Origin of the sequence: Leifsonia sp. 563 (assembly GCF_040545055.1) — a bacterium.
Taxonomy (GTDB): domain Bacteria; phylum Actinomycetota; class Actinomycetes; order Actinomycetales; family Microbacteriaceae; genus Leifsonia.
In genome coordinates this window covers 138,867-158,244 of the sequence record NZ_JBEPLE010000005.1, presented here as the reverse complement: position 1 = coordinate 158,244, position 19,378 = coordinate 138,867, and the positions used below count along the sequence as shown (strand labels likewise).

The 19,378-nt window shown below is 71.1% G+C and carries 13 protein-coding genes; 8 read left to right on the top strand and 5 right to left on the bottom strand.

Annotated features, from left to right (window positions below):
- Window positions 1–41: 41 nt before the first annotated feature.
- Both ABIC47_RS14830 and ABIC47_RS14825 read right to left on the bottom strand, forming a co-directional pair.
- Entirely contained in the window at window positions 42–1,457 is a 1,416-nt protein-coding gene (locus ABIC47_RS14830; RefSeq protein ID WP_018190843.1) for an aspartate aminotransferase family protein, read from the bottom strand.
- A gap of 2 nt (window positions 1,458–1,459) precedes the next feature.
- Complete coding sequence (locus ABIC47_RS14825) at window positions 1,460–1,942, bottom strand: Lrp/AsnC family transcriptional regulator (protein ID WP_018190844.1); 483 nt, start codon at window positions 1,940–1,942, stop codon at window positions 1,460–1,462.
- Between the two features lie 89 nt (window positions 1,943–2,031).
- Between ABIC47_RS14825 and ABIC47_RS14820 the strand changes: the two genes are divergently transcribed.
- Window positions 2,032–3,498: a gamma-aminobutyraldehyde dehydrogenase gene (locus ABIC47_RS14820; protein WP_354481471.1), complete on the top strand. Its 1,467-nt coding sequence runs from the start codon at window positions 2,032–2,034 to the stop codon at window positions 3,496–3,498.
- 45 nt (window positions 3,499–3,543) lie between these two features.
- Window positions 3,544–4,302 carry a trypsin-like serine protease gene (locus tag ABIC47_RS14815; RefSeq protein ID WP_354481469.1) on the top strand — a complete coding sequence of 253 codons (759 nt, stop codon included), beginning with the start codon at window positions 3,544–3,546 and terminating at the stop codon, window positions 4,300–4,302.
- Between the two features lie 94 nt (window positions 4,303–4,396).
- On the opposite strand, the gene ABIC47_RS14810 is transcribed toward ABIC47_RS14815, so the two are convergent.
- The 3 genes from ABIC47_RS14810 to ABIC47_RS14800 are packed head-to-tail and all read right to left on the bottom strand — an operon-like array spanning window position 4,397 to window position 8,193.
- Window positions 4,397–5,809, bottom strand: a complete 1,413-nt coding sequence (locus ABIC47_RS14810) for an aldehyde dehydrogenase (NADP(+)) (protein WP_354481467.1) — start codon at window positions 5,807–5,809, stop codon at window positions 4,397–4,399.
- Window positions 5,806–6,969, bottom strand: coding sequence for an acyl-CoA dehydrogenase family protein (locus ABIC47_RS14805; protein ID WP_354481464.1), 1,164 nt, complete (start codon window positions 6,967–6,969; stop codon window positions 5,806–5,808). Before ABIC47_RS14805 ends, ABIC47_RS14810 begins: the two co-directional genes overlap by 4 nt.
- Before the next feature lie 48 nt (window positions 6,970–7,017).
- On the bottom strand, window positions 7,018–8,193 hold the full coding sequence (locus ABIC47_RS14800) for a CaiB/BaiF CoA transferase family protein (protein WP_354481709.1): 1,176 nt from the start codon (window positions 8,191–8,193) through the stop codon (window positions 7,018–7,020).
- Window positions 8,194–8,259: 66 nt separating this feature from the next.
- Between ABIC47_RS14800 and ABIC47_RS14795 the strand changes: the two genes are divergently transcribed.
- The 6 genes from ABIC47_RS14795 (at window position 8,260) to ABIC47_RS14770 (ending at window position 19,361) form a co-directional block, all read left to right on the top strand.
- A complete protein-coding gene (locus ABIC47_RS14795; RefSeq protein ID WP_354481462.1) occupies window positions 8,260–9,045 on the top strand; it encodes a FadR/GntR family transcriptional regulator in 786 nt (261 codons plus the stop codon).
- The gene (locus tag ABIC47_RS14790; RefSeq protein WP_354481459.1) at window positions 9,038–9,754 is read left to right on the top strand and encodes a cache domain-containing protein; all 717 of its coding nucleotides are present in this window, start codon (window positions 9,038–9,040) and stop codon (window positions 9,752–9,754) included. The genes ABIC47_RS14795 and ABIC47_RS14790 overlap by 8 nt, the downstream gene beginning before the upstream one ends.
- 91 nt (window positions 9,755–9,845) lie before the next feature.
- Window positions 9,846–11,045: an FHA domain-containing protein gene (locus ABIC47_RS14785; protein ID WP_354481456.1), complete on the top strand. Its 1,200-nt coding sequence runs from the start codon at window positions 9,846–9,848 to the stop codon at window positions 11,043–11,045.
- The gene (locus ABIC47_RS14780) at window positions 11,042–11,878 is read left to right on the top strand and encodes a PP2C family protein-serine/threonine phosphatase (RefSeq protein ID WP_018190853.1); all 837 of its coding nucleotides are present in this window, start codon (window positions 11,042–11,044) and stop codon (window positions 11,876–11,878) included. The genes ABIC47_RS14785 and ABIC47_RS14780 overlap by 4 nt, the downstream gene beginning before the upstream one ends.
- A 110-nt stretch (window positions 11,879–11,988) precedes the next feature.
- Window positions 11,989–13,440, top strand: a complete 1,452-nt coding sequence (locus tag ABIC47_RS14775) for a serine/threonine-protein kinase (protein WP_018190854.1) — start codon at window positions 11,989–11,991, stop codon at window positions 13,438–13,440.
- Complete coding sequence (locus ABIC47_RS14770; protein WP_354481451.1) at window positions 13,437–19,361, top strand: Ig-like domain-containing protein; 5,925 nt, start codon at window positions 13,437–13,439, stop codon at window positions 19,359–19,361. The genes ABIC47_RS14775 and ABIC47_RS14770 overlap by 4 nt, the downstream gene beginning before the upstream one ends.
- Window positions 19,362–19,378: the final 17 nt, after the last annotated feature.

Here is a 19,378-nt window from a genome sequence, read left to right as displayed (position 1 = left end):
CGGGACCGCGTGAGCAGTCCCGGATTCGTCCTTTGGGGGTCTTACAGGTGGTTCGAGGCCTCCGTCAGCACCGATTCCAGGATCTGGCGGATCTCGACGAACTCGCTCGGGCCGATGGTGAGCGGCGGGGCGAGCTGCACCACGGGGTCTCCACGGTCGTCGGCGCGGCAGTACAGGCCGGCGTCGAACAGGGCCTTCGACAGGAACCCGCGGAGCAGACGCTCCGACTCGTCGTCGTTGAAGGTCTCCTTGGTGTTCTTGTCCTTCACCAGCTCGATGCCGAAGAAGTAGCCGGCGCCGCGGACGTCGCCGACGATCGGCAGGTCGAGGAGCTTCTCGAGCTCGGCGCGGAACAGCGGGGAGTTCTCACGGACGCGCTCGTTGAGCTGCTCCTCCTCGAAGATGTCGAGGTTCTCCAGCGCCACCGCGGCCGAGACCGGGTGACCGCCGAACGTGTAGCCGTGGTAGAACGACGTGTTCCCGTGCTTGAAGGGCTCGTAGATGCGGTCGCTGATGATCGTCGCGCCGATGGGGGAGTACCCGCTGGTCATGCCCTTCGCGCAGGTGATCATGTCCGGGACGTAGCCGTACTCGTCGCACGCGAACATGTGGCCGATGCGGCCGAATGCGCAGATGACCTCGTCGCTGACCATGAGGACGTCGTACTTGTCGCAGATCTCACGGACGCGCTGGAAGTATCCGGGAGGCGGCGGGAAGCATCCACCCGAGTTCTGCACCGGCTCGAGGAAGATCGCCGCGACGGTGTCGGGACCCTCGAACTGGATCATCTCCTCGATGCGGTTCGCCGCCCAGACGCCGAAGGCCTCGATGTCGTCGGTCGGCGCGCCCATCTCGCCCGCACGGTAGAAGTTGGTGTTCGGGACGCGGAACCCGCCGGGGGTGAGCGGCTCGAACATCTCCTTCATGGCCGGGATGCCGGTGATCGCCAGGGCGCCCTGCGGGGTGCCGTGGTAGGCGACGGCGCGCGACAGCACCTTGTGCTTGGTCGGCTTGCCCTGCAGCTTCCAGTAGTACTTGGCCAGCTTGAACGCCGTCTCGACCGCCTCGCCGCCGCCGGTGGAGAAGAAGACGCGGTTGAGGTCGCCGGGCGCGTAGGAGGCCAGCCGGTCGGCCAGCTCGATCGCGTTCGGGTGGGCGTACGACCAGATCGGGAAGAACGCCAACTGCTCGGCCTGCTTCGCCGCCGTCTCGGCGAGACGCTTGCGGCCGTGGCCCGCGTTCACCACGAACAGTCCGGAGAGCCCGTCGATGTACTGCTTGCCGTGCGAGTCCCAGATGTGGTGGCCTTCGCCGCGCGTGATGATGGGGACGCCGTGGCCCTCTTCCATCACCGACTGGCGGGCGAAGTGCATCCAGAGGTGGTCGCGCGCCTTCGCCTGCAGCGCCGCCTCCTCGGCCGCGATCGGCTCGCCGAACGTTTCTACGGTTGTCGTCATGGTTATCGCGTTCCCCAGTTGTAGAACTGTTTGTGGAGTTTCAGATACACGAACGTCTCGGTGGAGAGCACGCCCTCCAGCGTCCGGATCTCGGAGTTGAGCATCGTGATGAGGTCGAGGTCGTTCTCGCACACCACTTCGGCGAGGATGTCGAAGGTGCCGGCAGTCAGCACCACGTAATCCACCGCCGGCATGGCTGCCAGCTTGTCGGCCACCGCACGCGTGTCGCCCGTGCAGCGCACGCCGATCATCGCCTGACGGTAGAAGCCGAGCTGCATGGGGTCGGTCACGGCCACGATCTGCATCACGCCCGACTCGGTCAGCTTCTGCACGCGCTGGCGCACCGCCGCCTCGCTGAGACCGACGGCCTTGCCGATCTCCGCGTACGACTTGCGGCCATCCGCCTGCAGTTGCTCGATGATCGCCTTGGAGACGTCGTCGATGACCGCAGCCTTCTGGCCGTTCGCTGCCCGAGGGGTACTCATGGAGCGATTCTGTCAGTGGATTGGATGTCTGGCAAGCGATTCCGCACGAATTTGACCGTTTCGCTGACGAAATCAGTAGGCTGACCGCCATGACTGCTCGTGAAGGCTCTGCTCCCGACTCCTCAGCACGCGAACTCCGCAACTTCGTCGACGGCCGCTCCGTTGAAGCGCGCGGCACGGGCAGCATCCCGCTGATCGACCCGGCGACGGAGGAGGTCTACGCCACCGCGCCGGTCTCCACCGAGGCGGATGTCGCCGACGCGTACACCGCCGCCGAGCGCGCCTTCCAGACGTGGGGGCAGACCACGCCGGCCGAACGCCAGCTCGCGCTGTTCCGGATCGCCGACGCGATGGAGGCGCGGGCCGAGGAGTTCGCGGACGCCGAGTCGCAGGACACCGGCAAGCCGCGCGCCACGCTGGTGGAGGACGAGATCCTGCTGTCGGTGGACCAGATCCGCTTCTTCGCCGGGGCCGCCCGCAACCTGGAGGGGCGGTCGGCGGGGGAGTACATGCCCGAGCACACCTCGTTCATCCGGCGCGAGCCGATCGGCGTCGTGGGTCAGGTGACGCCCTGGAACTACCCGCTGAACATGGCGGTGTGGAAGTTCGCCCCGGCGCTGGCCGCGGGCAACACCACGGTGCTGAAGCCGTCGGACACGACCCCGCTGTCGACGCTGCTGCTGGCGGAGGTCGCCGCCGAGTTCCTGCCGGCGGGCGTGCTCAACGTGGTGCTCGGCGATCGGACGACCGGCGCGGCGATGACCGCGCACCCCATCCCGCAGCTGATCTCGATCACCGGATCGGTGCGGGCCGGCATGGAGGTGGCGCGTGCGGCCTCCTTCGACCTCAAGCGGGTGCACCTCGAGCTCGGCGGCAAGGCGCCCGTGATCGTGTTCGACGACGCCGACATCGAGAAGGCGGTCGCCGGAATCGTCGCGGCCGGATACTTCAACGCCGGCCAGGACTGCACGGCGGCGACCCGCCTGCTCGTGCAGGACGGCATCCACGACGAGTTCGTCGCGGCCCTCGCGCAGTACGCTCGCGAGAACGCGCGCACCGGCGCTCCGCGGGAGGACGGGATCCTCTACGGTCCGCTGAACAACGCCAACCAGCTGGCTCAGGTGTCGGGGTTCGTCGACCGGCTGCCCGACCACGCTCGCGTCGAGCTGGGCGGCAACCGCCAGGGCGACCGCGGCTACTTCTGGGAGGCGACGATCGTGTCGGGGCTCCGGCAGGACGACGAGGCCGTCCAGAACGAGATCTTCGGCCCGGTGCAGACCGTCCAGCGGTTCACCGATGAGTCGGAGGCGCTGGCGAACGCGAACGGCGTGAAGTACGGGCTGGCATCGTCGGTCTGGACGAAGGACCATGGCCGGGCGATGCGGTTCGCCAAGGGGCTCGACTTCGGCTGCGTGTGGATCAACACGCACATCCCGATCGTCGCGGAGATGCCGCACGGCGGGTTCAAGCACTCCGGCTACGGGAAGGACCTGTCGGCGTACGGCTTCGAGGACTACACGCGCATCAAGCACGTCATGTCCTACATCGGAATTTAGGTCAGGGCGCGTTATCACAACGCGCGTGCTCTCTAGACTCCCCGGGTGATTCTCTCTCGTAACTCCAGCACCCTGTCCTCTCCCTCCCGTGTGCGCCGGTGCGTGCGTGCGGCTGCCGTCGCGGCGGCTGTCGCCGGCGCCCTCGTCGTGGCTCTCGCGCCGTCCGCGCCCGCGGGCGCCCTGATCGGCGGGACGCCGGTCGCGGTCGGCGAGCGTCCCTACTTCGCGACCGTGTCCGGGCCTGCCGGCGTGTGCGGCGGCGCGATGATCGGCACGGAGTGGGCGATCACGGCCGGCCACTGCGTCGCACAGGGGGACGCTCGCGACGTCGTCGTGACGGCGGGATGGACCAGGGCCGGCGAGGGTCGTCCGGTCACCCTCCACGGTATCCAGGCGTACCGGCATCCGGCCGTCGACATGGCGCTGATCCGCGTGCCGGCGACGCCGGGCATCGCGACCGTTCCGCTGGCCGAGGCACCGCTCGTGGCGGGTGACACCTATATCAGCGTCGGCGCCGGTGAGGGGAGCGGCGAGCGCCTCACGCAGGGCCGATTCCGCATCGATTGGGCGAGCCCGTACTGGGAGTTCACGGCGAAGGGAGCCACCGGCACGGAGGGGAACTGCTACGGCGACTCCGGAAGCCCCGACATCGTCGAGACGCCGGCCGGGGACCGCCTGGTCGGCGTCGCCTGGGCGATCACCCCGCAGACCTGCGGACCGACCACACGATCGCGCAGCTACAACGTCTGGTACCCCGCGACCCGCCAGTGGATCGCGTCGGTCACCGGAGGCGCCACCTCCTGACCCCCACCTCCCGAGCCAACAGTTCCGGACTTTTTCGCCCCCACCGCGGCGTGTCGGGCGGAAAAAGTCCGGAGCTGTTGGCGTGGGCGGCGGGTCAGGAGTCGCGGCGCGGGATGCGGAGGGGGTTGCCGTCGCGCAGTTCGGGCGGAAGCACGGCCTGCGGGGCGTCCTGGTAGGCGATCGGAGTCAGCCAGCGGCGGAGGGCCGTCGCGCCCACCGAGGTGTGGATGCTCGCGGTGGTCGACGGCCAGCCACCGCCGTGGTGTTGCGCCCAGCCGATGGCGACACCGGTCGGCCAGCCGTCGAACAGGAGGCGTCCGGCGACAGCGGTGAGCGCTGCGGCCAGGGCCGTGACGTCCTCCTCCATTCCGCGGTGGATGGCCGCGGTGAGCGACGGCTCCAGCGACGCGACCAGCGCCGGCAGCTGGGGGTCGTCGTAGCGGACCAGCACGGTGACCGGTCCGAAGCACTCCGCGAGGAAGGGTGCGGGGTCGGCCAGAAAGGTGTCGGCGTCCACGAGCACGACGGTCGGTGCGGACGCGCCGTCGGCAGCATTCCCGCGCAGCACCTCGACCGAGGGGCGCGCCGAGAATGCGGTGACGCCGTCGGCGAAGGCGGCCGACATCCCGGCGTTCAGCTGATGGCTCGACGGCGCGTCGCCGAGCGCGTTCCGCACGGCGTCCTCGACGCCGCCGCCGGACGGCACGAAGACGAGTCCCGGCTTGGTGCAGTACTGACCCGCGTCGCGGGTGAAGGAGGCGACCAGGCCCGTCCCGATCGCGTCTGCGCGCTCCGCTGACGCGGCCCGCGTCACGACGACCGGGTTGATGCTGCCGAGCTCCCCGTAAAAGGGGATGGGGTCGGGGCGCGAGACGGCCAGGTCGTACAGGGCCCGACCGCCGCGGGTCGAGCCGGTGAACCCGGCCGCGCGGACGAGCGGGTGGCGGACCAGTTCGGTGCCCGCGTCCATCCCCTCGACGAGCGCGAACCAGCCGGGCGGGAGGATGTGCGTGGCGAGAGCGGCCGTCCGGCGGGAGAGCAGGGGGTGGCCGGGGTGCGCCTTGACGATCACCGGGCAGCCGGCCGCCAGCGCTGACGCGGTGTCGTTGCCCAGCACCGAGAACGCGAACGGGAAGTTCGACGCCGCGTACACCGCGACCGGGCCGAGCGGGCGCAGGATGCGGCGGAGGTCCGGCCGCGGCGGGATGAGCGACGCGTCGGGCGATTCGACCACCGCCTCGAGGTACGCGCCCTCACGGATCACCCCCGCGAAGAACCGCAGCTGCGCGGCGGTGCGCGTCACCTCTCCGTCGAGCCGGGCTGCGGAGAGGTGCGTCTCCTCGTTGGCGATGCGGACGAGTTCCGTCCGGTCGCCGTCGAGGGCGTCGGCCAGGGCCTCCAGCCAGCCGGCGCGCTCCTTCCGGGTCGTGGGGGTGGAGGCGGCACGGGCGGCCGCGATCGCGGCATCGGCCACGCCGGTCCGGGACGCAGTGGCGTCCGCGCTCATGCGAACGCCGCCAGCCCGGTCAGCGCCCGGCCGAGCACGAGCGTGTGGATCTCGTCCGTGCCCTCATAGGTGCGCACCGACTCGAGGTTGGCCATGTGACGCATGACCGGGAAGGCATTCGTTATGCCGTCGCCGCCCAGGATGGTGCGCGCCTCGCGGGCGATCGCCAGCGCCTCGCGCACGCTGTTCAGCTTGCCGACGCTGATCTGCGTCGGGGTGAGGCGCCCCGACTCCTTCAGGCGGCCCATATGCAGCGCCAGCAGCATCCCCTTCTCGTACTCCACCAGCATGTTCGCCAGCTTCTGCTGGATGAGCTGGGTCGCGCCGATCGGGCGGCCGAACACCGCGCGCGTCGTCGCGCGCTCGATCGAGACCTCCAGGCAGTCGCGGGCGGCGCCCATCGCGCCCCACACGATGCCGTAGCGCGCTTCGTTGAGACACGAGAACGGACCGGAGAGGCCGCGCGCTCCGGGGAGGAGCGCCGAAGCGGGGAGGCGAACCTCCTCCAGCACCACATCGCACTGCACCGAGGCGCGCATCGAGAGCTTTCCGTCGATCGCGGTCGCGGAGAACCCGGGCGTCGACGTCGGCACCAGGAAGCCGCGGACACCCTCGTCGGTGGCTGCCCAGACGACGGCGACATCGGCGAGGGCGGCCAGCCCGATCCAGCGCTTGACGCCGGTGAGCACCCAGTCATCGCCGTCGCGGCGGGCCGTCGTGCGCATGGCGGCCGGGTCGCTCCCGCCCTCCGGCTCGGTCAGCGCGAAGCAGCCGATCCGTTCGCCCCGGGCCATCGGCGGCAGCCAATCCGCCTTCTGCTCGTCGGAGCCGAACTTCGAGATCGCACTCATCGCCAGGGAGCCCTGCACGGAGACGAACGTGCGCCAACCGCTGTCGGCGGCCTCCAGCTCGTGGCAGACCAGACCGTAGCTGACGGCGCCGGCGCCCGCGCATCCCTCGTCCTTCAGGTGCATGCCGAGCACGCCGAGTGCGCCGAGTTCCGCCACCAGCTCGCGGCGGAAGTGCTTGTCCTCGAAGTCCTGCTCGATGACCGGGCGGATGCGTTCGGTCGCGAACACGCGCGCACGGTCGCGCCAGCCGCGCTCCTCGTCGGTGAGCAGGTGGTCGATGCTGAACGCGTCGTCGAGGGTCGTCGTCACGATCGGTCCTTTCGGGGTGATACAGGTGGGGTGGTAGTCGTGCGGCCGCTAGCGCTCATCCGTCCAGCGCGCCTCGTGCGCGCCGAGCAGCGGGGGCGGGGTGCGGTGGGCGGCCGGGGCCGTGTCCAACCGGATGGGCGTCGCCGGCTGGCGGGAGGTGCGCCCGGTCTCCGGGTCGACGCTCGTCACGACCGGCTCCAGCCCGAGCGACTCGGCGAAAGCGAACGCCTCGCCGATGTCGTTCACGAGCCCTGCCGGGACGCGGGCACGGGTGAGCGCATCCACCCAGTCGGCGGCGGTCCGGGATGTCAGCAGCGGTTCGAGGATGCCGCGCAGCGCGTCGCGGTCGCGCACACGCGCCTCGTTGGTGGCGAAGCGCTGGTCGTCGGCGAGCCCGGGACGGCCGAGGACGCCGGCGAACGCGGCGAACTGGCGGTCGTTGCCCACGGCGACGACGAGCTCGCGGTCCGCCGCCCGGAACAGCTCGTACGGCGCGATGCTCGGGTGCGCGTTGCCGAGGCGGGCGGGGGAGCGTCCGGTCGCGAGCGTGCCGGACGCCTGGTTGGTGAGGGCGGCCAGAAGCGACCCGAGCAGGTCCACATCCACCCGGGAGCCGCGCCCGGTCGCGTCGCGCTGGCGGAGGGCGAGCAGGATGCCCGAGAACGCGTTGAGGCCGGTCAGCACATCCACCAGGGCGACGCCGACCTTGCTCGGTTCGCCGTCGGGTGCGCCGGTGATGCTCATCAGGCCGCCGACCGCCTGCACGAGCAGGTCGTAGCCGGGGAGTGCCGCCCCGGCATCGCGGCCGAAGCCGGTGATCGAGCAGAACACGAGCCGCGGGTTGGTCTCTCGAAGGGTCTGCTCGTCGAGGCCGAAGCGCTCCATGACGCCCGGCCGGAAGTTCTCGATCACGACGTCGGCCGTGGTCGCCAGGCGACGGGCCGTCGCGAGCCCGTCGGAGGTGGAGAGGTCGCAGACGACCGAGCGCTTGTTTCGGTTGACGGAACCGAAGTAGGTGGACTCGCCCGCGTCGTCGGCCGGTGGACGCCACGCACGGGTGTCGTCGCCGGCGGGGCTCTCGATCTTGATCACGTCGGCGCCGAAGTCGGCCAGCATCATGGTGGCGTACGGCCCGGCGAGCACGCGCGAGAAGTCGGCCACGCGGACTCCGCTCAGCACACCCGCCTCCGGCTTCTCGGGGGTGGGGCCGCGGTCGTCGGCCATGCTCGCTCCTTCGCTCGACACGAATTCATCCTATAGCGAATGATTCGATCGCGTTATCGTGGACGGGTGACCACCTCCACGCGCGAAGCAGCACGGACCGGCCGCGCGGCGCCGGGCGCGCGCGACGCCGTGTTCGCGCAGCTCGACGACGCGGGACGGGCGGAGCAGGTAGCCCGGCGGCTGACGGATGCGATCGTGCTCGGGGTGCTGGGGGCCGGCGAGCGCCTCCCCAGCGAGGCCGAGCTCGCCCGCCGCTTCGGTGTCGCGCTGGTGACGGCGCGGGAGGGGCTCGGGATGCTCCGGCAAGCCGGGCTCGTGGAGACGCGGCGCGGGCGCGACGGCGGCAGCTTCATCGTGCATCCCGGTGAAGCCGATGACACCTTTCTGTCCGCGCGGCTGCGCGGGCTCTCGCAGGTCGAGCTCAGCGACCTCGCGGTCTACGTGACGACGATCGCCGCGGGGTGCGCCGACCGCGCCGCCGAGCGTTCGACACCCGCCGACGACGACCGGCTGCGATCCTGGGTCGCGGCCGCGGACTTCTCCGCGCCCGCCGAGGCGCGGCGCAATGCCGGGGGGTTCCTCCTCGAGCTCGCCGTGCTCAGCCAGTCCGCACGACTGGTGCGGGAGCAGCTACGGCTGCAGGCGGAGTTCGGTCCCCTGCTGTGGCTCGGGATGCGCGACCCGGCGCTGCGTGCGGCGACCGCTTCCGCCTCTCGGGAGGTCACCGAGGCGATCGCCGCGCGCGACGCCGCGACCGCTCGTGCCCGGGTGAGCGGGCTGCTGGATGAGGTGGCCCGGTGGCTGCTCTCGGCGAAGGCGCGGATCGAGCGCGGAGGGACGATCGATGGCTGAAACGACGACGGCGGCCGTGTCGACGGCCCCGACTGCGGCAGTCCGGGTCTCGGAGCTCTTTGCGCGCATCCACGACACCCTTGGCGGATGGCGCGAGGCGATCCTCGCCGACGAGCCGGCCGGGGCGACCTCGCTCGACGACCGGGTCGCCGCGCTGGTGCTCCCGGCCCTCGCGGCCGACGACCCGCTGCTCATCGGCGCGGGCTTCGTCGCCGCGCCCGAACTGACCGGCGGCACCGACGTCCGGTTCTGCTGGTGGCTCGGTCCGCTCGACGACAACCCGGTTTTCGGCGCGACGCGGGCGCCCTCGAAGCTCGACCTCGCCGCGCGCTCGTACTCCGACTACCTGCGCGACTTCCGGTCGCTGGAGTGGTACAGCGTCCCCCAGTCGACGCACCGAACGCACATCACCGGCCCGTACGTCGACCACCTGTGCGCGTGCGACTACATCGTCACGGTGACGTCGCCGGTCGAGTACGACGGGCGGATGCTCGGCGTCGTGGGTGTGGATGTGTACGTCAAGCGCCTCGAACGGGAGCTGCTCCCGGCCATGCTCGCGAGCGACCGGCCGCTGGCGCTCGTCAATGAGCACGGCCGCGTGACGGTGTCCACGGATCCGGCTGTGCCGGCCGGGACAGTCATCCCCGTCGGCCCCGATGCGGAAGAGTGCGCGGGGACGACGTTCCGGCTGGTGGCGACCGGAGTCTGAGCGGCGGGCTACACTCGCATCGACCAGCGCAATGCGCGACCGGCGGCCGACGGCTGCCGGGGACCAGGCGGACGACCAGGAGGAGCCGACGATGACTGGCGGCTTCATCCGGTACGCGCCGACGGCCGGCCCGTCCCGGTGGCTGCTCATCGCGGGTCGCCGGTTCGTGGCCGCGGTCGAGAGCACGGCCTCCGACGAGATCGTGGATGCCGTGTACTGGCTGGCGGACTCCGAGCTCGCGACCATCGAATCCGTCGTCGGAGCCTTCCCGCTCGCCGGGCCGGACAGCGTCCGCTCCTTCGCCGTCGCGGAGATCGCCGAGCCCAACGCCGCGGGCGAGGTCACCGTGACGGCCGTGGTGCGCGGCTCGGCCGCCGTCGACGTGTTCTCGGTCGGCGGTGCACGCCGGTTCTCGGCGGGAGGCGTCCAGCCGTGGGTGCTGGCCGAGTTCCGCACCGTGACGGGCCTGGTTCTGCAGGGCGACGACGCGCCGACGGGACCGGTCGCCCGGCTCTCCATCGGGTCGCTGCCGCTGCGGGTCGGGGTGACCGACGGCGAGCTCCTGACCTGGACGCTGCAGCCGATCGAGCGCGCCGAGCGCAGCCGGGAGGCTCCGGTCGCTGCCCCAGCCGTGACGGGCCCGGCCGCGGAAGAGACGATCATCCGTGACCGCAATCAGAGCTCCAGCCTGTTCGGGGGAGCCGGAGGCGCGGGCGACGCGGGCGCCGGGGATGCCGGAGCTGACTCGGAGATCGTGCCGCCCGCCGCGCATCCCGCCCCGCACGAGCTCCCCGGCGCTGTCGACATCGACGAACCCGCGACCCCGGCCATCATCGCCCCGGCTCGCGACACGCCGGTCGCGCCCGCTGGGCCGCTGACGATCCGCACGGATGAGGTCTTTCCGCCGACGGAGCCGGTGGTGCTGCCGCCGCCCCGCGCGACGTTCGCTGCCCGCCTGCCGTCGGGGGACACGATCGCGCTCGACGTGCCCGTCCTGATCGGTCGACGGCCGGCCCCGCAGCGTGTCGACTCCGGCGTGGAGCCGCGCCTCATCACCGTCCCGTCGCCCAGCCACGAGGTGTCGTCGACCCACGTCCGCATCGAGCAGTCGGGGGACGCGGTCGTCGTCACCGACCTCCGCTCCACGAACGGGACGATGGTGACCGGTCCCACCGGCGCGCGGCGGCTGCGGCCGGGGGAGTCGTCCGTCGTGCTCGCCGGAGCGAGAGTGGAGATCGGCGACGGTAATATCATCGAGATCACCGCCCGCAGAGACGAAGGACGCGAGTGACCCAGATCGGTCGCAGCAGCAGACGCCACACCGTGGCTGTCCCCGGCGATCCCGACGCCCGCATCAGCCTCTCCTGGGCCGCCCTCAGCGACACCGGATACCGCCGGAGCGTGAACGAGGACAGCCTCCTCGCGCGGTCCCCGATCTTCGCCGTCGCCGACGGGATGGGCGGCCACACCGCGGGGGACTTCGCGAGCACAGCGGTGGTCACGCGTCTCGCCGAGAAGGTGAAGGCCGACTTCGTCGGAGAGCTCGCCCTCACCGAGGCGCTCCGCTCGGCGGTCGACGACATGACCCGCGGCGTGGGCCAGACCGACCTCGGGACGGGCACGACGGTCACCGGCATCGCCCTCACGCTGGTCGACGGCAACCCGTACTGGCTGGTGTTCAACATCGGCGACTCCCGCGTGTACAGCTACCGCGACGGGACGCTGGAGCAGCTCACCGTCGACCACTCGATCGTCCAGGAGCTGCTGGATGCCGGTGCCATCACCCCGGCGGAGGCCGAGGTGCACCCGCACAGCAACGTGATCACGCGCGCGGTCGGCTTCAACGAGGACCCGGTCCCCGACTACTTCCTGCTGCCGATCGTCGCCGGCTCCCGCCTGCTGGTGTGCTCGGACGGCCTGACGAAGGAGCTCACCGAGCACGGCATCCGCTACTTCCTCGGTGAAGGCTCCTCTCCGCTCGATGCGGCGCAGCAGCTGATGGATGCGGCACTCGGCAACGGCGGGCGCGACAACGTGACCGTCGTGGTCGTCGACGTGCTGGCGACCCCGGAGTCCGGAGCGCACCGCGAAGGCGTCTCCCGCAGGGCCGCTCGCCGCCACTGATTCTGCCCCCCGACTTGGGGGTAATCGAGTTGTCCCCAGTGCGGGTCCGGGCCGGTCGGCGGCGGTATCCGGCTGCCTACAATTGTCAGACGCCTCGCAGCGGCGAAGGCGTGATCGACGAACGGGAGGAGCCGATGGCCCGGCGTTTGCCGTCCCAGCCGCCGAACCTCCCCGGTTTCTCCTACGTCCGGGTGCTGGGTTCCGGCGGCTTCGCCGACGTCTTCCTGTACGAGCAGAACATGCCGCGACGTCAGGTGGCGGTCAAAGTGATGCTCGCCGAGGTGGTCACGAGCCAGGTCAAGCAGATGTTCCAGGCCGAGGCCAACCTGATGGCGCAGCTGAGCACGCATCCCTCGATCCTCACCGTCTATCAGGCCAGCGTCTCCTCCGACGGGCGGCCGTACCTGGTCATGGAGCTCTGCTCCGCGGCGATCGGCCAGCGGTACCGCACCGAGCCGCTGTCGGTGCCGGAGGCGCTCAGCACCGGCGTGCGCATCGCCAGCGCGGTCGAGACCGCCCACCGGGCGGGAGTGCTGCATCGCGACATCAAGCCGTCCAACATCCTGAGCACGGCCTACGGGCACCCGGTGCTGAGCGACTTCGGCATCGCGGCCACCCTGAGCGAGGCCGACGTCACCGAGGCGATCGGCCTCTCCATTCCGTGGTCGGCTCCCGAGGTGCTGCTCGACGAGACGAGCGGGACGATCGCGAGCGAGGTCTGGTCGCTCGGCGCCACCCTGTACTCGCTGCTCGCCGGGCGTTCGCCGTTCGAGGTGCCCGGCAAGGAGAACACCTCCGCCGAGCTCATCCAGCGCATCACCAAGAGCCGGCCGCTCCCGATCGGGCGGGCCGACGTCCCGCCGCGGCTGGAGCAGGTGCTGATGCGCGCGATGTCTCGCCGCCCCTCACAACGACAGAGGAGCGCGCTGGAGTTCATCCGCGAGCTGCAGGCGGTGGAGAGCGAGCTCGGGCTGCCGCAGACGCCCATCGAGGTCGCCATGGACGACTGGGCCCTGGCGACGGCCGGCGACCCTGAGGACCGCACCCGCGTGAAGGGCGTGGTGGCCGTCGACCCCGGAGCACGTCGCCGTCGGCGCCGAGCGGCCCCTGCCTCGGCGACGGTCACCCGCGCACCGACCCGGACCGTCGTCCGCGAGAGCGGGAGCGCGCAGACGCCGCAACAGGCCGCCCCGTCGAAGACCTCGCGCGCTCTCGTGCTCTCGCTCGTCGCCTGCGCCGTGCTCGTCGTCGTGCTCGCCGTGACGGCTTCCATCGTGCTCGTTCGGGCCGGGGCCAGCGACGACATCCCGACCGTCCGCGACCTCAGCGGCCGCGTGACCGGCAGCACCATCGTGTTCACCTGGACCGACCCAGGGCTGCAGGAGGGCGACACGTACCAGGTCACGGTCGATGACCAGCCGCCCAGCAGCCAGCATGCGACCGAGTTCCGCGTGGATGCGAAGTCGGGTCAGACCGTCTGCGTCACGGTCACGGTGAACCGCGACGGCAAGACCGGTACGCCGAGCGGGCAGAAATGCGTCGAAGGGACGGGCGGGACGTGACCCGCCTCGGCGCCATCGGCTCGTGGCTCGCCGCGCACAAGTCCATCGCGGCGACAGCCGTGAGCGGGACGGCGGTGGCCGCTCTGGTGACGACGCTCGCCGTCGTCTCGGGCGGCTACAGCGCGCAGCACCTGCGACTCGATGACGCCTCGGTCTGGGTCGCGAGCGACGCCAAGAAGTCGCTCGGGCGGGCGAACACCGAGATCGACAAGCTCAACTCGGTGGTGGCCGGCACCGGCGAGGCGCTCGACGTCGTCCAGGACGGCACCGACGTGCTCCTGCTCGACCGGGAGGCGAACACGGTCGCGGTGGTGGACCCGGCCACGGCGGAGGCCGGCAAGTCGGTCGCGCTCCCGCCGCGTGCACCGCAGGTGTCGCTGGCCGACGGCCACGTCGCGCTGCTGTCCCAGACGACGGGCCAGCTGTGGCTGACCGGCGTCGACCAGCTGGAGGACTTCAACTCCGGCTCGGCGGCCACGATCGACCTCGGCGGCCGCGCGGTGTCGGCGATGGACCCGTCCGGCGTGCTGTTCGCGTACCAGCCGTCGACTCGTGCGCTGGTGCGTGTCGCCCTCGACGGCGCCGAGCCGTCCACGACGACCGAGACTCTGCGCACGCGGGGCGATGGAGCGGATGTCTCGCTCACCTCGGTGGGCGGCCACTGGGCCCTGCTCGACCCGTCGGCGCGCACGCTGTCGATGGAGGGCCGGACGGTCAGCCTCGCAGCCCTCCTGCCCGAGGGCGACGATCCGGTGCTGCAGCAGCCGTCGGCCGATGGGGACGCCGTGTTCATCGCCTCCACCGCCGGGCTGATCCGGGTGCCCCTCGACGGCGGGTCGGCGACGCGGGCGTTCGCCCGGCAGTCCGGGGCGCCGGCCGCGCCGGTGACGGTCGACGGCTGCACGTACGCCGCCTGGAACGACGGGACGGCCTGGCGGTCGTGCTCCGCATCGGGATCGGCGTCGGGTTCGGGCGAGCGATCGACGCTGAAGGATGTGCCGTCCGGCGCCGTGCTCGGCTTCCGCGTGAACGGCGACCGCGTCGTGCTGAACGACACGCGCTCCGGCGTCTCGTGGGCGGTGCAGAGCGGAAACGCCCGCATCGACAACTGGGACGAGCTGGTGTCGAAGAAGACCACGCAGGAGCTCGTCAACCAGACCAAGCAGGATGACGCTCCGCAGTACGAGAAGCAGGAGCAGCCTCCCGTCGCCGTCGCCGACTCCTTCGGTGCCCGGCCCGGACGCGTGACGCCGTTGCCGGTGCTCCTGAACGACTACGACCCCAACGGCGACGTGCTGACGATCGACTCGTTCACCGCGGTGCCGTCGAGCCAGGGCACGATCGAGCTCACCAACGCCGACCAGCAGCTCCAGCTCTCCCTCCCCGACACGGCCACCGGGACGATCGCCTTCGACTACACGATCTCGGACGGCCGCGGCGGGACGGCGACCGCCCATGTCACCGTCGCGGTGCGGACATCGGCCGAGAACAGCCCACCGGTGTGCGTGCGCAACGCGAAGGCCGTCGTGCAGTCCGGAGGCCGGGTGTCGGCTCCCGTGCTGGGCGACTGCTACGACCCCGACGGCGACTCCTTCTATCTCGCCGGCGCATCCGTCCCCGCTCCGGACACCGTGACGTTCACCCCGCAGGGCCAGGTCGCCTACTCCGACCACGGCGACGGCGAGGGCGTGAAGGATGTCGCTCTCACCCTCTCGGACGGGCGCGCAGAGGCCGCCGGCCTGCTCGCCGTCACGGTGCGCGCCCCCGGCCAGGTGCCGATCATCGCCGATCCCTTCGCCGTGGTGGCCTATCAGGGGCAGGAGGTGACGGTCGCGCCGCTCGACCACGTGCGCGGCGGCAACGGCACCGTTCGCCTGAGCACCGTCCCGACCAAGGCGGACGCGACGATCACGCCGGACTATCAGGGCGGCACGTTCCGCTTCGAGTCCGACCAGGCCGGGACGCACAACATCGAGTACTCGGTCACCGACGGCATCGTGACGGCGACGGGCGTCGTCCGGGTCGAGGTGAAGGCGCCGCCCGGAGCCAAGACCGCACCGATCGCGGTGCCGCACACCGCGTTCATCCGCGAACAGTCGACGCAAGACGTCGACGTCCTGGCGACCGACATCGATCCGTCCGGCGGCGTGCTGCTCGTCACCGGGGTGACGGAGCCGGACGCCTCGACCGGCGTCCGCGTCCAGGTGCTGCAGCAGCGCACCCTCCGCGTCACCCTGAGCCGACCGCTCGAAGGTCCCGTCGACTTCCACTACCGGCTCAGCAACGGCCTGGCCGACACGACCGGCACGGTCACCGTCGTCCAGCTCCCGCCGCTGACGGTGCACCAACCGCCGATCGCCGCTCCCGACAGCGTCTCGGTCCGGGTGAACGACGTTGTCGACATCCCGGTGCTCGCCAACGACGTGCAGCCGGACGGCGACAAGCTCACCCTCGACCCGACGCTGGCCGCGCCGCTGCCGAGCGGCGCCGGGCTGCTGTTCGCCAGCGGCGACCACCTCCGGTACCTAGCGCCCGGGAAGCCCGGCAACTACACCGCCGCGTACAAGGTCTACGGCGCCGACGGCCAGTGGGCGACGGCCGAGGTGACCATCGCCGTGCGCGAGCGGGATGCCGCCACCAACAATCCGCCCGTGCCCAAGACCGTCACCGCCCGCGTGCTCGCCGGAGACACGGTCCGCATCACCGTCCCGCTGTCCGGGATCGACCCCGACGGCGACTCCGTCCAGTTCATCGGCCAGGAGACGAACCCGCAGAAGGGCGCCGTGATCGCGTCCGGGCCCGATTGGATGGATTTCCAGGCCGGCGACTACGCGGCCGGAACCGACACCTTCACCTACGCCGTGGTCGACGCGCTCGGAGCCCGTGCCACCGGGACGGTCCGCGTGGGTATCGCCGCCCGGGTCGAAGGCGCGCGCAACCCCATCGCGGTCGAGGACGACGTGACCGCCCGGCCGGGCCGGACCCTCTCGGTGCAGGTGCTCGCCAACGACAGCGACCCCGACGGCAGCCCGCTGAGCGTGACGGCGGTGACATCGCTCGACGGCAAGGCGAAGGCGAAGATCAGCGGCGAGGTCGTCACCGTCACCGCGCCGCAGGCCGAGGGCGCCTACGGCTTCCTCTACACGATCCAGAACGAGCGCGGCGGCACGAGCCAGGCCTTCCTGCGGCTCACGGTCGACAAGAACGCGCCGCCCGCTCGTCCGGTCGTCTCCGACACGACTCTCGGCCTCTCCGACATCCTCGGCAAGGACCGGGTCGACGTGAACGTGCTGGCCAACGTGTTCTTCGCCGACGGACCGGTCTCGAGCCTGAAGCTGTCGCTGGTGCCCGGCTACATCAGCGATGCGCAGGTCACCTCGTCGAAGCGGATCCGGATCGCCATCGGCGCGAAGAGCCAGATCGTGCCGTTCCGGGTCGCCAACCCGGAGGACGAGACCGTCGTCGCCTACGGGTTCGTGCGGGTGCCCGGCTACAACGACGCCCTGCCCCAGCTGAAGCGGGGTGCGCCCAAGCTGACGGTGGTCAGCGAGAAGACCCTGACCATCCACCTGAACGACTACATCGTGGCCGTCGGCGACCGGAAGGTACGCCTCACCGACGCTGCGACCGTGCGCGCCACCCACGCGAACGGGGACGACCTGGTCGCCGGGAGCGACACCCTCCAGTTCACGTCGTCGCCACGGTACTTCGGGCCGGCCTCCATCTCGTTCCAGGTGACGGACGGCACCAGCGCGACCGACCCGGACGGCAACGTCGCGACGATCGTGCTCCCGATCGAGGTGACGCCGCGCGAGAACCAGCCGCCGGTGTTCACCGGGGCGCTCATCGACTTCGAGCCGGGCCAGACGAAGACGATCGACCTGACCAAGGTGACCAAGTACCCGTACGCCAAGGACGTCGGCGAGCTGGTGTACTCCATCCAGGATCCGCGACCCGCCGGTGTCTCCGCGTCGTTGAACGGGCAGAAGCTGACCGTGACCGTGGCCGCCGACGCCGAGAAGGGCACGCGGCCGTCGCTCTCCATCGGCGTGAAGGATGCGGTGAACGCCGGGCAGGCCGGGCGCATCGACATCTCGGTCGTGCCTTCGACGCGTCCGCTCGCGAGTCCGCAGCCCGACCGGGTGATCGCGCCGCGCGGGCAGACGTCGACGGTGGATGTGCTGGCCAACGACGGCGCGACCAACCCGTTCCCGGGAAAGCCGCTGCGCGTCGTCGCCGTGCGCGGCCTCGGCGCCGGGCTGCCGGACGGCGTCAGCATCACGCCGAGCGCCGACAACTCGGAGCTCCAGATCACGGTCTCGCAGACCGCGGTGGCCGCCGACACGACGCTGCAGTACGAGGTCGCCGACGCGACCGGCGACCCGGACCGGTACGTCTGGGGAACGGTGACGGTCTCGGTTCAGGACCGCCCCGCTCCGGTGTCGAACGTCCAGATCAGCGCGATCGCCGACCGCAGCCTGACGCTCACTTGGATCCCCGGTGCCTTCAACAACTCGCCGATCACCGGCTTCGAGGTGACCATGGCGTCGGCGTCGACCGGTGCGGTGCTGTCCACCACGCCGTGCGCGACGACGACCTGCGCGATCACCACACCGGGCAACGGGCCGTCCAATTCCGTCACCTTCAGCGTGCGCGCGAAGAACGCGCTGGGGCTCTCGGACCCGACGACGTACGCCGAACCGGTGTGGTCGGATGTGGTGCCGAACGCTCCTGCCGCACTTTCGTCGACGCCGCTCGACCAGGGCCTCCGGGTCACCTGGGCCAAGCCGGCCGACGCCGCGGGGGCCAGTCCGATCACCTCGTACGTTGTGTCGGTGGGCGGCGTGACGAAGGCCATCCAGGTGCCGGGCACCGATCCGGTCGGCACACGGTACGCCCTCAACGTGACCGACCCGGGGATCGCGAACGGCGCGGCGATCGGCTTCACGGTCGCCTCGCGCAACGACTTCTACCAGGGCAGGACCACCTGGAACCAGAGCCAGGGGAGCGGTGTGCCTGCGGGGGCGCCGACCACGACGGGCATCGCACCCGTCGCCACCCCGAGCACGACAGACGGCACCAGCGCCACGCTCAGCTGGTCGAACGTCTTCGGCGACAACGGCACGGCGATCACGGCGTACTACGTTGCCGTGTTCCAGGGCGGCAATCCCACCTTCTGCCGGGTGGACGGCGTCGAGGACGGCCAGCCGACGCTCAGCACCGGCGGCCTCACCCGCGTGCAGGGCGGCAGCACGACCTTCGACGGGCTCAACCCGAACCGCACCTACAACTTCATCGTCTACGCCTACAACGGTCAGGGCTGCACACCCGCCGCCGTCGTGAGTGCGACTCCGCGCCAGGCGCCCGGCGACGTGAACCAGATCGCGGTCACCGGACGCACGCAGAACGGCGACACCGTCGACTTCGGCGTCTCCATCTCCTACCGTGCGGGCGGCGGGTCCAACCCGGTCTTCGACTATCAGCTGCTCAGCGGGAACACCGTCGTGGACTCGGGCCAGCTCGCGGGCACGTCCGGCGTCCTCACCGGCTCCGGCGGCAACCACTACGGGATGCCGCTCACCGTCAGGATCACCCGGGTCTGCGAGAGCTACACGGACAGCGCGCCGCTCTGCTCCGACCAATCGGCGACGCAGGATCTCGGCGTCGCGGTGAGCCTCGCCATCGGCGGTGGCCGGTACGACCCCGCCAGCCACGTGTTCACCTGGACCAGCTGGCCGACCGGACAGTACGACGCCGTCACCTACAGCTGCGACGGGACGACCCAGCTGCCCATGCCGCCGGTCGGGCAGACCGCGTCCTGCACGGCGCCGGCGAACGACCCGTCGCCGACGCTGGTCGTGCGCGTTGTCAGCGGGTCCGACACGTACAGCCAGCCGTACCCGGGATCGAGTCTGCAATGAGTGCAGGACGCCATACT

Coding starts and splice junctions, on each gene's coding strand:
- ABIC47_RS14790 (WP_354481459.1), top strand. CDS start 9,038: ATGGCTGAAACGACGACGGCGGCCGTGTCGACGGCCCCGACTGCGGCA.
- ABIC47_RS14785 (WP_354481456.1), top strand. CDS start 9,846: ATGACTGGCGGCTTCATCCGGTACGCGCCGACGGCCGGCCCGTCCCGG.
- ABIC47_RS14800 (WP_354481709.1), bottom strand. CDS start 8,193: ATGGCCGACGACCGCGGCCCCACCCCCGAGAAGCCGGAGGCGGGTGTG.
- ABIC47_RS14810 (WP_354481467.1), bottom strand. CDS start 5,809: ATGAGCGCGGACGCCACTGCGTCCCGGACCGGCGTGGCCGATGCCGCG.
- ABIC47_RS14820 (WP_354481471.1), top strand. CDS start 2,032: ATGACTGCTCGTGAAGGCTCTGCTCCCGACTCCTCAGCACGCGAACTC.
- ABIC47_RS14825 (WP_018190844.1), bottom strand. CDS start 1,942: ATGAGTACCCCTCGGGCAGCGAACGGCCAGAAGGCTGCGGTCATCGAC.
- ABIC47_RS14830 (WP_018190843.1), bottom strand. CDS start 1,457: ATGACGACAACCGTAGAAACGTTCGGCGAGCCGATCGCGGCCGAGGAG.